General features: G+C 52.8%; 12 protein-coding genes and 6 tRNA genes. 9 read left to right on the forward strand and 9 right to left on the reverse strand.

Annotated features, from left to right (window positions below; all coding sequences use genetic code 11):
• Positions 1-55 precede the first annotated feature (55 nt).
• Entirely contained in the window at positions 56-1,285 is a 1,230-nt protein-coding gene (locus EC840_RS21960; RefSeq protein ID WP_112290734.1) for an Nramp family divalent metal transporter, read from the reverse strand.
• A 416-nt stretch (positions 1,286-1,701) separates the two neighbouring features.
• Between EC840_RS21960 and EC840_RS21965 the strand changes: the two genes are divergently transcribed.
• Positions 1,702-2,889, forward strand: a complete 1,188-nt coding sequence (locus EC840_RS21965) for a NupC/NupG family nucleoside CNT transporter (protein ID WP_112290733.1) — start codon at positions 1,702-1,704, stop codon at positions 2,887-2,889.
• 138 nt (positions 2,890-3,027) lie between these two features.
• On the opposite strand, the gene EC840_RS21970 is transcribed toward EC840_RS21965, so the two are convergent.
• A tRNA-Ala gene (locus EC840_RS21970) sits at positions 3,028-3,103 on the reverse strand.
• 75 nt (positions 3,104-3,178) lie between these two features.
• Positions 3,179-3,254: transfer RNA gene (locus tag EC840_RS21975), tRNA-Ala, on the reverse strand.
• 353 nt (positions 3,255-3,607) lie between these two features.
• Here EC840_RS21975 and EC840_RS21985 point away from each other — a divergent pair.
• Positions 3,608-4,399 carry a formate/nitrite transporter family protein gene (locus EC840_RS21985; RefSeq protein ID WP_113876956.1) on the forward strand — a complete coding sequence of 264 codons (792 nt, stop codon included), beginning with the start codon at positions 3,608-3,610 and terminating at the stop codon, positions 4,397-4,399.
• An 89-nt stretch (positions 4,400-4,488) separates the two neighbouring features.
• On the opposite strand, the gene gltX is transcribed toward EC840_RS21985, so the two are convergent.
• Positions 4,489-5,907, reverse strand: a complete 1,419-nt coding sequence (gene gltX / locus EC840_RS21990) for a glutamate--tRNA ligase (RefSeq protein WP_120161621.1) — start codon at positions 5,905-5,907, stop codon at positions 4,489-4,491.
• 263 nt (positions 5,908-6,170) lie between these two features.
• Here gltX and EC840_RS21995 point away from each other — a divergent pair.
• The 4 genes from EC840_RS21995 to EC840_RS22010 all read left to right on the forward strand — a co-directional run bounded on the left by EC840_RS21995 (position 6,171) and on the right by EC840_RS22010 (position 6,570).
• A tRNA-Val gene (locus EC840_RS21995) sits at positions 6,171-6,246 on the forward strand.
• 46 nt (positions 6,247-6,292) lie between these two features.
• Positions 6,293-6,368 (forward strand) — tRNA-Val (locus EC840_RS22000).
• Between the two features lie 43 nt (positions 6,369-6,411).
• Positions 6,412-6,487, forward strand: a tRNA-Val gene (locus tag EC840_RS22005).
• A 7-nt stretch (positions 6,488-6,494) separates the two neighbouring features.
• Positions 6,495-6,570: transfer RNA gene (locus tag EC840_RS22010), tRNA-Lys, on the forward strand.
• Positions 6,571-6,628: 58 nt separating this feature from the next.
• On the opposite strand, the gene eutC is transcribed toward EC840_RS22010, so the two are convergent.
• From eutC to EC840_RS25325, 3 genes are read right to left on the reverse strand one after another with little or no spacing between them, the layout of a single operon-like run.
• Entirely contained in the window at positions 6,629-7,438 is an 810-nt protein-coding gene (gene eutC / locus EC840_RS22015; protein WP_112290726.1) for an ethanolamine ammonia-lyase subunit EutC, read from the reverse strand.
• An 11-nt stretch (positions 7,439-7,449) separates the two neighbouring features.
• Positions 7,450-8,832: an ethanolamine ammonia-lyase subunit EutB gene (locus EC840_RS22020; RefSeq protein ID WP_129639099.1), complete on the reverse strand. Its 1,383-nt coding sequence runs from the start codon at positions 8,830-8,832 to the stop codon at positions 7,450-7,452.
• A gap of 8 nt (positions 8,833-8,840) precedes the next feature.
• Positions 8,841-8,990, reverse strand: coding sequence for a hypothetical protein (locus EC840_RS25325; protein ID WP_165353116.1), 150 nt, complete (start codon positions 8,988-8,990; stop codon positions 8,841-8,843).
• Between the two features lie 212 nt (positions 8,991-9,202).
• Here EC840_RS25325 and EC840_RS22025 point away from each other — a divergent pair, with 212 nt between their 5' ends.
• Both EC840_RS22025 and EC840_RS22030 read left to right on the forward strand, forming a co-directional pair.
• Positions 9,203-9,715: a nucleotidyltransferase family protein gene (locus tag EC840_RS22025; RefSeq protein ID WP_165353178.1), complete on the forward strand. Its 513-nt coding sequence runs from the start codon at positions 9,203-9,205 to the stop codon at positions 9,713-9,715.
• Between the two features lie 97 nt (positions 9,716-9,812).
• The gene (locus tag EC840_RS22030) at positions 9,813-10,154 is read left to right on the forward strand and encodes a FlxA-like family protein (protein WP_129639101.1); all 342 of its coding nucleotides are present in this window, start codon (positions 9,813-9,815) and stop codon (positions 10,152-10,154) included.
• Positions 10,155-10,201: 47 nt separating this feature from the next.
• On the opposite strand, the gene EC840_RS22035 is transcribed toward EC840_RS22030, so the two are convergent.
• A complete protein-coding gene (locus tag EC840_RS22035; RefSeq protein ID WP_132967080.1) occupies positions 10,202-11,128 on the reverse strand; it encodes a LysR family transcriptional regulator in 927 nt (308 codons plus the stop codon).
• 97 nt (positions 11,129-11,225) lie between these two features.
• Here EC840_RS22035 and EC840_RS22040 point away from each other — a divergent pair, with 97 nt between their 5' ends.
• On the forward strand, positions 11,226-12,215 hold the full coding sequence (locus tag EC840_RS22040; RefSeq protein ID WP_129639103.1) for a bile acid:sodium symporter family protein: 990 nt from the start codon (positions 11,226-11,228) through the stop codon (positions 12,213-12,215).
• A gap of 79 nt (positions 12,216-12,294) precedes the next feature.
• On the opposite strand, the gene EC840_RS22045 is transcribed toward EC840_RS22040, so the two are convergent.
• Positions 12,295-12,537, reverse strand: a complete 243-nt coding sequence (locus EC840_RS22045) for a DUF3820 family protein (protein ID WP_112290716.1) — start codon at positions 12,535-12,537, stop codon at positions 12,295-12,297.
• Between the last annotated feature and the right edge of the window lie 3 nt (positions 12,538-12,540).

Consider the following 12,540-nt stretch of genomic DNA (forward strand, 5'->3'; position numbering starts at 1 on the left):
AAAACGGGACAGTTTGCGCTGTCCCGTTTTTTATTGCCTGACGTGTGTCCGGACGCTATTTCAACATGCCGATCAGCAGATAAAGGTTGAGGCTGACGACTATCAGTACAATCAGCCGCCCTGCCCACTGCACGGTTTTGGTGTTGACCATATCGCCCATCAGGCTGCGGTTACCGGTAAAGGCCAGCAGCGGCAACAGCGCCAGCGCAATCCCGAAGCTCAGCAATACCTGGCTCATGACCAGAATACGTGTGGCGTCTAATCCCATCAAAATCACAATAAATGACGGCATCATGGTGACCGTACGGCGCACCCACAGCGGAATGTAGAATTTCACAAAGCCCTGCATCACCACCTGTCCGGCCAGTGTGCCGACCACTGTCGACGATAACCCCGCCGCCACCAGGCTCAGACCAAAAGTGGTCGCAGCGGCGTGACCGAGCAAGGGTTGCAGGGTCAGATAGGCTTCATCGAGTTCACTGATCCCGCTGTGTCCGCTGAAATGGAACGCGGCAGCAGCGGTTGCCATCATCGCCAGATTCACGAAACCGGCAATGGTCATGGCAATGCCGACATCCAGTTTGGTGGCGGAATAACGCTGCGCTTTAGATGCCTTGCCGCCCCGCTGGGTCAGCGAGGAGTGCAGATAAATGACGTGCGGCATGATGGTCGCACCGAGGACACCGGCAGCCAGATAGACGGAATCTGCCGTCGGCAGCGAGGGGATCAGCATCCCTTTACCGAGCGCCATCATGCTTGGCTGCGAGAAGAACAATTCGACAATATAAGCCGCTGCGACAAAAAGCAGTAAACCGGCGATCACCAGTTCCAGCGGCTTTTGCCCACGCTTTTGCAGCCCGAGGATAATAAAGGTGGCAATCCCGGTCAGCACCGCGCCTTGTAACAGCGATACGCCGAGAAGCAATTTGAAGCCGATCGCCGCACCAATGAATTCAGCAAGATCGGTGGCCATGGCGATGATTTCCGCCTGCACCCAGTAAGCCCACACGGCCGGGCGCGGGAAGCGGTCACGGATATGTTCGGCAAGATTTTTACCGGTCGCAATACCGAGTTTGGCAGACAACAACTGGATCAACATCGCCATGACGTTGGCCCAGACCACCACCCATAGCAACTGATAGCCATAAGAGGCACCGGCCTGAATGTTAGTCGCAAAGTTGCCCGGATCGATATAACCGATGGCGGCAATAAAGGCTGGCCCCATCAGTGAAAGCTTCATCTTTCTGGACGCGCGGCCTGAGGATTCGGCCCGGCTGTTCAGCATAGTTAGTTAACCCTTACAATTATTACGCTTACATCAATCATATCTAATTGATAATGATTATCAAGTGTATTTAGAATGATCTGAGTAATTACTCTGATAGGCAGTAGCAGTAAGCGAGAGGGTGATAACTGAAAGGTGAATCGCTCACCCGACTTCAGAAAGCCAGACGCAGCGCACTTTCCTAAAACAGACATTTACAGGCCAGATTCAGAACGCATTACGGCACATGATAAAACTAGCACAGGAAAGCTAATTGTGCTTAGTTTTATTAACATCTTGATTTTTTGTGTGATAGGCCGCGATTTGTTGCAATTCGTGTTTGTAATTTCTATATTTGCAATCGACTTCACGTTTTAAATGTACGCGTTACATAAAATGTCCGTCGAAATATAGCCTGCCTCTAATTTGGAGCACCCATGTCCCGAATATTGCACTTTGTATTAGCGTTGGCCGTTGTCGCTGCACTCGCTTTACTGGTGAGCCGTGACCGGAAGAATATCCGTTTACGTTTCATTGTTCAGCTTTTGGTCATCGAAGTCTTATTAGCCTATTTCTTCCTGAACTCTTCAATAGGTTTAGGTTTTGTGAAAGGCTTCTCAGACTTGTTTGAGAAATTATTAGGATTCGCTGCGGAAGGGACCGGCTTCGTATTTGGAGGCATGAGCGATAAAGGATTAGCGTTCTTCTTCTTGAAAGTCTTGTGTCCGATCGTGTTTATCTCTGCACTGATCGGTATTTTACAACACATTCGCGTACTGCCTTTCGTCATCCGTATTATCGGTACGGTTCTGTCGAAAATTAATGGCATGGGAAAGCTGGAATCTTTCAACGCCATCAGCTCCCTGATTTTGGGCCAGTCAGAAAACTTTATCGCGTATAAAGATATTCTGAGCAAAATGTCTGAAAAACGTATGTACACGATGGCAGCCACAGCCATGTCGACGGTTTCTATGTCGATTGTGGGTGCGTACATGACCATGCTGGAACCGCGCTTTGTTGTTGCTGCGCTGGTGCTCAACATGTTCAGTACTTTCATCGTACTGTCGTTGATCAACCCTTATAAAGTTGATTCAGAAGAAGACCTGCAAATCGGTAACACGCACCAGGGTCAGAGTTTCTTTGAAATGCTGGGTGAATACATCCTGGCCGGTTTCAAAGTGGCTATCATCGTTGCAGCCATGTTGATTGGTTTCATCGCACTGATTTCCTGCCTGAATGCGTTGTTCGACGTCGTATTCGGCATCAGCTTCCAGGGCGTGCTGGGTTATGTCTTCTATCCATTCGCATGGATGATGGGCGTACCAAGCCACGAAGCCTTGCAGGTAGGCAGCATCATGGCAACCAAACTGGTTTCCAATGAATTCGTTGCGATGTTGGATCTGCAGAAAGTTGCGACCGAACTGTCACCACGCGGCGTGGGCATCTTGTCCGTGTTCCTGGTGTCTTTCGCAAACTTCTCTTCTATCGGTATCGTTGCCGGCGCTATCAAAGGCCTGAACGAGCACCAGGGCAACGTGGTTTCACGCTTCGGCCTGAAACTGCTGTACGGCTCAACGCTGGTCAGCGTGTTGTCTGCTTCTATCGCGGGTCTGGTACTGGCGTAAGTAAGCAAACGACTGAAAGACTAAGAAACCCGCTTCGGCGGGTTTTTTTATGGCGGTAATTCAGGGATAAACAGAACGTGAGGAAATCACCGGATCGCAGAAAGCAAAAAACCCGCCGAAGCGGGTTTCTTTAATATTTGGTGGAGATAAGCGGGATCGAACCGCTGACCTCTTGCATGCCATGCAAGCGCTCTCCCAGCTGAGCTATACCCCCACACGAGGTAGTCCACATTTTACTTCTTTTGTTTCCCCTGGTAAGGAAACAGCCAACTTGCTCTGGAAAGGAAGTTGGTGGAGATAAGCGGGATCGAACCGCTGACCTCTTGCATGCCATGCAAGCGCTCTCCCAGCTGAGCTATACCCCCAATTCATGCCCGTAAAAACGGGTGAACGGGGCGCATAATATGAAACGTCGCTACCCCTGTCAACGGCTAAATCCGTTTCTGAATTCAAGCGCTGAAAAAGCCGCCAAATACCCCATTTCGCAGGGAAAAATCCGCTTCCATGAAGCAAATTTTTAGCCGGATGCATTGTTTTACAATTTGGCCGCCAGCCCGCATTTTTCCTAGCTTTCTGATCTCGCTACGCATTTTCTTAACATCTATGTCTGAATGATTAATGGAATGTTAGCAGACTATGAAAATCGTCTTGTTTTGAGATAAATCTCAGAATAGACTGCTCGCGCAATAATCATAACTTACTACATTCGAGCACTCCCATGTCCTTGTATTCACCTAAAGAAATCGCATCCATCGCTGTCACGGCGGGCGTTAACAAAAGCCATGCTTCCGTGTTGAATTTGTTAATTTTGGGCTTCCTGGCTGGCGCATTCATCGCCACCGGATTCCTGCTGGATCTGCACGTAATAGGGACGTTACCTGCATCCTGGGGTTCATTCAGTAACTTGCTGGGCGCGGCAGTCTTCCCGGTGGGCATCATACTGACGGTATTAGCAGGGGGAGAACTGCTGACCGGTAACATGATGACCTTACCTATCGCCTGGTTCGCGCGTCAGATCAGTCTTTACGCCGTTCTGCGTAACTGGTTCTGGGTGACTCTCGCTAACCTGCTGGGCAGCCTGGCAGTGGCCTATTTCTTCGGCCACGTTCTGGGTCTGACGGAAGGCGCCTTCCTGAGCAAAACCGTTGCCACTGCCACCGCGAAAGTGAACGCTGACTTTATGCACGCATTCATTTCCGGTATCGGCTGTAACTGGCTGGTGTGTCTGGCAATCTGGCTGGCCTTCGCCAGTAAAGAAGTCGGCGGCAAAGTGATCGGTATGTGGTTCCCGGTCATGGCGTTCGTGGCCATCGGCTTCCAGCACGTGGTGGCGAATATGTTCATCGTTCCAGCCGCTATTTTTGCTGGTGCGCTGAGCTGGTCTCAGTATTTCCCGAACTTCGTGGCCGTATTCCTCGGTAACGCTGTCGGTGGCGCTGGTTTCGTCGGGCTGATGTACTTCCTCGCCTACCGCCCTACCGCTCAGGCTCCTGCAACTGAACAACGTTAATTAAGACATTTTCACGCGAGCGTTTCGCAGAAAGTAAAAAAGCCAGCCGGTTTCCCGAGCTGGCTTTTTTTATCGCTTTTTAACAGCGATTACTGAGCTTGCGTTTCGCGCTCAGCAATAAAGGCTAACGCCATATCGATACGCGCCAGCACACGGCTCTGGCCGATAGCGTGAACGGTCACGTCAACACCCGGAGACTGACCTGCACCTGTTACCGCAACGCGCAGTGGCATGCCGACTTTACCCATCCCGACTTCCAGTTCATCCGCCGTGCCCTGAATAGCATGGTGAATGTTCTCAGCAGTCCAGTCAGTGATCGCAGCCAGTTTGGCGCGAACGACTTCCAGCGGCTGACGCGCAACCGGACGTAAGTGTTTCTTCGCCGCATCGGCATCAAACTCTGCAAAGTCTTCGTAGAAGTAACGGCAGGATTCTGCCATCTCTTTCAGCGTCTTGCAGCGCTCGCCCAGCAGGGTCACGATTTCGAACAGCTGCGGGCCGTTACGGGTTTCGATACCGGCCTGCTCCACATGCCACAGCAGATGGGTCGCCACGTAATGCGGATCCATCGTATTGATGTAGTGATGGTTCAGCCATTGCAGTTTTTCAGTGTTAAACGCACTGGCAGATTTGCTGACGTTCTCCAGTGAGAACAGCGCTTTCATTTCGTCGCGGCTGAAAATTTCCTGATCGCCATGAGACCAGCCCAGACGCACCAGATAGTTCAGCAGCGCTTCCGGCAGATAGCCGTCGTCGCGGTATTGCATTACACCCACCGCGCCGTGGCGTTTGGACAGTTTTTTACCGTCGTCGCCCAGAATCATGGAAACGTGCGCGTAAACCGGTACCGGTGCGCCCAGCGCTTTCAGGATGTTGATCTGACGCGGGGTATTGTTGATATGGTCTTCGCCACGGATAACGTGAGTGATTTCCATATCCCAGTCATCAACCACAACGCAGAAGTTATAGGTCGGGGAACCGTCGGTACGGCGGATGATCAGATCATCGAGCTCGTCATTGCTGAATTCGATCGGGCCGCGGATCTGGTCATCAAAGATGACAGAACCTTCCTGCGGGTTACGAAAACGCACCACGCACGGCTCATCGGCAGCGTGATGTTCGTGGCTGTCACGGCAACGACCGTCATAACGAGGCTTCTCGTTATTGGCCATTTGTTCTTCACGCAGCGCTTCCAGACGTTCTTTAGAGCAATAGCATTTATACGCGGTGCCGTTTTCCAGCATCTCATCAATAACTGCATTGTAGCGGTCAAAACGTTTGGTCTGGAAATACGGGCCTTCATCCCAGTCCAGATTCAGCCAGTTCATGCCATCCATAATCGCGTCGATTGCTTCCTGAGTGGAACGCTCGAGATCGGTATCTTCGATACGCAGCACAAACTCGCCGCCCAGGTTGCGGGCAAAGAGCCAGGAATAAAGCGCGGTACGGGCGCCACCGACGTGCAGATAGCCGGTCGGGCTTGGGGCAAAACGGGTTTTGATTTTCATCTGGGTGCAACCTTAATAACGCAACGCCGAAAAACGTCGCTATCAATTAACAAAAAGTGGCTGACATTCTACCACTCTGCCCTGATTCCTCAACGCACAACCACGGGCAGTCGTGTGGTTTAAGGCCATGAATGCGTAAAGAATCGACTACGCGGGCGAGAAACGCGTCATGTTGTCTAAAAATAAGCCGAACGATCATTTTTGTTTTTAAAAAGCGTTGACGTAATTTCAAGTATCCCTATAATGCGACTCCATCACGACGGGGGCGATTAGCTCAGTTGGTAGAGCATCTCCTTTACACGGAGGGGGTCGGCGGTTCGAGCCCGTCATCGCCCACCACTCTTTAAGAGTGCCGCGTTGTGATAAGTAGGAAGAATTGAGAAATGGGCGATTAGCTCAGTTGGTAGAGCATCTCCTTTACACGGAGGGGGTCGGCGGTTCGAGCCCGTCATCGCCCACCATTTCTCAGCAAGTTTCTTCTTACGTGGGGAAGTACCCAGAAGTGGGCGATTAGCTCAGTTGGTAGAGCATCTCCTTTACACGGAGGGGGTCGGCGGTTCGAGCCCGTCATCGCCCACCACTTCTGCGGGCCGTTAGCTCAGTTGGTAGAGCAGTTGACTTTTAATCAATTGGTCGCTGGTTCGAATCCAGCACGGCCCACCAATTCAGAGAAAAGCGCCTTTAGGCGCTTTTTTCGTTTCTGTGTCTCCAAAAACATCCCCTATTCCAGCTTAAACATCGGCACGACTTTATTGTGCAGCGCCGGGTTATCGCTTTCATCCTTCAGATTTACCCCCGACAATTTCCGCTGGAAAGATTGTTCGAGCAGCCACGCTAGCTTAAAAGCCGCCTGCGGATAGTTCAGCCCTTCCGGACGCACATTCGAAATACAATTTCGTTCTGATTCCAGCCTTTTGGTATGCGGCTCCCAGGTCATGTAAATCCCTAAACTGTCGGGAGATGACAATCCCGGACGCTCGCCGATCAAAATTGCCACTGCTCTGGCTTTCATCGCCTGCGCAATATCATCGCCCAGCGCAACCCGTGACTGATGCGCCAGCACTACCGGCCCGATTTTCAGCTCCAGCGTGCGCAGATAGGGCAATAATGCCGCAATCAGCGGCACGGCCTGCCGGTGTACTGCTTTCGATGATAAACCGTCGGCGATGACCAGCACCACGTCAGCAGGCTCCGGCGTGAGCCGTTGTAATGCCTGACGGCTTTGTTCAGATAATTTGCGTCCGAGATCCGGACGGCACAAATAGGTCGCCCTGTCAGGCGCTGCGCTGGCCACCGTCAGGGTATCCAGCCCGAGCGCGAATAATTCAGGCTCAAGCGACTGACTGTCGAATGGCTGATGCACTGCGTCACGCGCCTGCGCATGGGCTAAACCAAAGCGCAGCAGCTCGTCCGTCGGCAAACTCGAACCGGTGCGCCCCAGCGCGATACGTGCGGCGGTAAACTGACGCAGCGTTTCCCACGGGTTGTTATGCACCAGAGGCGACACCTCCTGCCCTTTTTCTTTATTCATCAGCACAGACCTCAGCTCAGTTGCGGCAACTGACGCAGTAACGGATGGGATGCACGGGTATCCTGCAAGGCGCCCTGCGGATCAATTATTTTCATTTTCTCCAGCCAGACGGCAAATTCCGGCGCATGTTTAAGCCCGAGTAATTCGCGGATGTACAACGCATCGTGGAAAGACGTGCTCTGATAATTGAGCATGATGTCATCCGCGCCCGGTACGCCAATCAGGAACGTCAGTCCGGCGGTGCCGAGCAGCGTCAGCAAAGTGTCCATATCATCCTGATCCGCTTCAGCGTGGTTGGTGTAACACACATCGCAGCCCAGCGGCACGCCGAGTAATTTGCCGCAAAAATGATCTTCAAGTCCGGCACGAATGATTTGTTTACCGTCATACAGATATTCCGGGCCGATAAAACCGACCACGGTATTGATCAGCAGCGGCGAAAAATGGCGGGCGATGGCATACGCGCGCGCCTCACAGGTTTGCTGATCGACCCCGAAATGCGCATTGGCGGATAAACAACTGCCCTGCCCGGTTTCGAAATACATTACGTTATCGCCCAGCGTGCCGCGTTTCAGGCTGAGAGCCGCCTGTTGTGCTTCCGCCAGCAGCGCCAGATTGATACCAAAACCGCTGTTCGCCGCTTCGGTTCCTGCAATCGACTGAAACACCAGATCGACCGGCGCGCCACGTTCCACCAGTTTGATGGTGTTGGTGACATGCGTCAGAACGCAGGATTGCGTGGGAATTTCAAAACGCGTAATGATGTCATCCAGCATGTAATTCAGATTTTCCAGCAGCGGCAGACTGTCGCTGGCGGGATTAATGCCAATCACTGCATCGCCGGAACCGTACAGCAAACCGTCGAGCATACTGGCGGCAATGCCCTGCAAATTATCCGTCGGATGATTCGGTTGCAGGCGCACGCTCATGTGTCCCGGCAACCCGATGGTATTGCGAAATTTGGTGATCACCCGGCATTTCTTCGCCACCAGGATCAGATCCTGATTGCGCATCAGTTTGCTGACCGCAGCGGCCATTTCCGGCGTGATCCCACGGGCGACAGCCGCCAGCACATGGCTGTCGGTTTTCTCACTCAACAGCCAGTCACGAAAATCCCCGACGGTCAGATGTGAAATCGCAGCAAACGCCGCGACATCGTGGGTATCAACAATCAGCCGCGTGACCTCATCGTCTTCATAGGGCACCAGCAACTGTTGCAGGAACGTTTTGAGCGGCACGTCGGCCAGCGCCATTTTCGCCGCCATGCGTTCTTCTGCGCTGGAGGCAGCCACTTCAGCCAGATAGTCTCCCGACCGTGCGGGCGAGGCCTTTGCCATCAGTTCGCGCAAATCCTTAAACTGATAACTGCGGTGATTTAATGTCGTCTGAAACATAACACTCCTTAGCTCACCGGGTTATTTACCCCTTTTTGCAGGCACCGGTCGCAGGCCAGCAACATCATGGCGGCGAAGATCAGAAACAGTAAGGTATTGTAGTAAATCATAGCCATCAGGCAGACTGTTGCAAAGGCTGTACCACTTGAGAAACCCATAGCCGCCGCGGCCTGGCGCCGTATTCACGGACTGTCTGCTTCATTTTGGCGCGGGCTCCGGGAGCGGCGAACCCGAAACGGTGCGCTGAAAAAACGTCACAAAATCGCGTTACAATTCGGGCATCGCCAAAAAAGGAGTACTGCACGTGATCAACCGGAAACTGCAAATTATCACCTGGCTCAGGGAAGAACCGTTGCATCTGCGGGCGCTGATGCAGGCCAGCGAACTGGGGCTGAACGATGCCTGGCTGGCGGCGGGATTTGTTCGCAATCTGGTCTGGGACCGGCTGCACGGTTATGAAAATGCCACGCCGCTTAACGATATCGACGTGGTGTATTTCAATCCTGAGGATTGTTCGGCAGAAGCAGATGAGCGGTACGAGCAACTTCTGCAGGAAAAATCTCCAGACTTGCCCTGGTCGGTAAAAAATCAGGCACGCATGCATGAACGCCACGGACACGCGCCTTATGTTTCCAGCGCAGAGGCCATAAGTCATTGGGTTGAGGTGGAAACCGCCATCGGCGCAAGGATGAATGACGCCGGACAAATTGAGCTTAACGCCCCGCTCGGGCTGGATACCCTGTTTACCTTCACCATCACGCCCAATCCGCGCCATGCGATTGCGAGCGTTTTTGCCGGACGCGTCAGCAGTAAAGGCTGGCTGGAACGCTGGCCGAAGCTAAAAGTGCAGGGTTTGAACGAAAGAAAATCGTTAAATCTGTAAGGAATATGAAAAGCAGGTAAAGCCTCACAGCGCGATGCCGATACCAGTTAAGCACCGGTACGTGCAGAAAATTTGATTCCCACAAAGTGAGGCTTTTATGACGACTATCAGCGCCACCAGCAGTTCGGTGAGCACGGCGTCCACCAGTGACTCCGGCAGTGCCAGCCAGATTGCCCAGCTGACTAAACAGATTGCCAAACTGACTGAGCAGGTGAAAAACCTGAGCAGCTCAGGCGGCAGTTCTGAAGACGTTCAGCAGCAGCAGGAACTTCTGCAACAGCAAATCGAGATGCTGCAACAGCAGATTGCTCAAATCGAACAGCAGCAGGCTCAGAAGGCACTTCAGCAGCAGCAACAACAGCAAGCCGCGGCCGAAGCGAAAAAAGAAGTAGGTGTGAATAAACCTTCGGAAACCAACGCCATCGACATTTACGTCTAATAACATACGTGTCATCGCAGTTAATGCAGGAAACAGCCGGCAAGACGTCAGGATCCAAACACGCCCTGCTGGCTGCGTTTTTCACTCAGTAATGCCGCCTGCTCTTTGACTACCTGCCAGATAGCCTGCGCCGCGGGCGATAAAGACCGGTTTTTACGTTTCACCAGCATCAGTACGCGGTTGATTTCCGGCACCAGACTTTTAACCACCAGCTTGCTCCCTTCCGGTCCGGGCAACGCCAGCGCCGGGATAACGCTGATACCAATTCCGGCTTCCACCATCGGGAATAACGTAGCCGGATGGCCTATTTCCTGGACAATCTCCGCCTTCACTTTCTGCGCCTTTAGCGCGCCGTCGATCAGGATCCGGCTGCCTGACGCGTAGTCCTGCAGCACCAGTTTCTGACCGTTCAGCGCCTGCCATTTAACCTCCGGCAGCGCAGCCAGAGGATGATCTTCGCGGCACATCATCAAAAACGGTTCATGCAAAATCGGTTCGCAATCCAGATCAGTATTCTCACCGGGATCAATCACAATCCCGAAATCTACTTCGGCGTTTCTCACACTGTTAAGCACCAGTTGCTGAGCCTGGTCGCGCAGTATCACGCGGATATCGGGATATTGCAGCGCACCGCTGGCGATACATTGCGGCATCAGTTGCGCGGAAATGGTCTGGCTGGAAGCAATACGCACGCGACCATTGTGCTGCGTACCGAAACTGCGGGTATCGAGCAACATGGCGTGGAGTTCATCGAGCAGCGGTTCGACACGGTTGGCCAGCCGCAGACCGGCGTCAGTCAGCGCGACTTCACGCGTGGTTCTGTCCAGCAACCGCACGCCCATTTCGGCTTCCAGTTCTTTCATACTGTGGCTGACCGCCGACTGACTTAAACCAATGGACTCACCAGCCCGGCTGAAGCTGCCGTAGCGTGAAACCGCCACAAATACGCGAAGCTGTCGGAGAGAATAATTCATGAATTTTCTGCATTAATGGATTAAATAAATCAATTTTTTAATTGTATCGCAAAGGCACAGAATAGCCGCATTCAGAAACAACTATTCGAGACTTGTTATGCGCTTCTTACCCGATCGCTTTACCCTGACACTTATCGCCGTCGTCCTGCTGGCCACCTTCTTTCCGGCCAGCGGCATGTTTGTGGCGTTCTTCAATAACCTGACGATTTTCGCCATCGGCCTGCTGTTTTTCATGCACGGCGCCAAACTTTCGCGTGAAGCGATTTTTCAGGGCAGTAATAACTGGCGGCTGCATTTGTGGGTAATGTTCAGCACCTTCATTCTGTTCCCGATCCTTGGCCTGCTGTTCCAGTGGTGGCATCCGGTAGATGTCAGCCCGCAGATTTACAGCGGCTTTGTCTATCTGTGTATTCTGCCTGCCACCGTGCAGTCGGCGATTGCATTTACCTCACTGGCGGGCGGTAATGTGGCGGCCGCGGTGTGCAGCGCGTCGGCGTCAAGCCTGCTGGGAATATTTGTGTCGCCGCTGCTGGTCAGTTTGCTGATGCATGTGCAGGGCGAAACTGGCAATGGTCTGGCGCAGGTCGGGCATATCGTGTTGCAACTGCTGGTGCCGTTTATCGCCGGACATTTGTTGCGTCCGCTGATCGGCGGCTTTGTAGAGCGTCACCGTAAGATGATCGGCAAAACTGACCAGACGTCGATTCTGCTGGTGGTCTATTCCGCTTTCAGCGAAGCGGTCACACAGGGGATCTGGCATCAGGTAGGCCTCGGTTCACTGCTGTTTATCGTGGTGTTCAGTCTGGTGCTGCTGGCCTTTATTCTGGTGATCAACACCTACATGGCGCGCTGGATGGGCTTTAGCAAACCGGACGAAATCACCATTGTATTCTGCGGTTCGAAGAAAAGCCTGGCGAACGGTATCCCGATGGCGAACATTCTGTTCCCGGTCAGCGCGATTGGCATGATGGTGCTGCCGCTGATGATTTTCCATCAGGTGCAGCTTATGACCTGTGCGGTTCTGGCGAAGCGTTACCAGAAAAAACAGCGGGAAGCGGCGCTGAAACAAAAGCCTGTGACTGAATAAGCTGGCTGGATAGCAGGCAGAAAAAAGGCGCTGAGTTCAGCGCCTTTGTTTTAGAGAAGTGACTCGTTCTGAACAGCGTTTATTCGTCGGTACCGCTCAGTCCGGGGCCATTACGGCGCAGCGGATTGATCAGGCTTTGCAGCCCTTCCGTTTTAATCGCCAGCGTCAGCTGCATCAGTTCACCCAGTTTTCCCTGCGGAAATTCGTCTTTACGGGCGAACCACAGCAAATATTCTTCCGGCAAGTCGATCAGCACCCGTCCGGCATATTTACCGAACGGCATCACCACATTGGCAATCTGGATCAGATCTTCTTTTTCCATCTT

The sequence above is a fragment of the Rahnella sp. JUb53 genome (assembly GCF_004346065.1).
Taxonomy (GTDB): Bacteria; Pseudomonadota; Gammaproteobacteria; order Enterobacterales; family Enterobacteriaceae; genus Rahnella; species Rahnella variigena.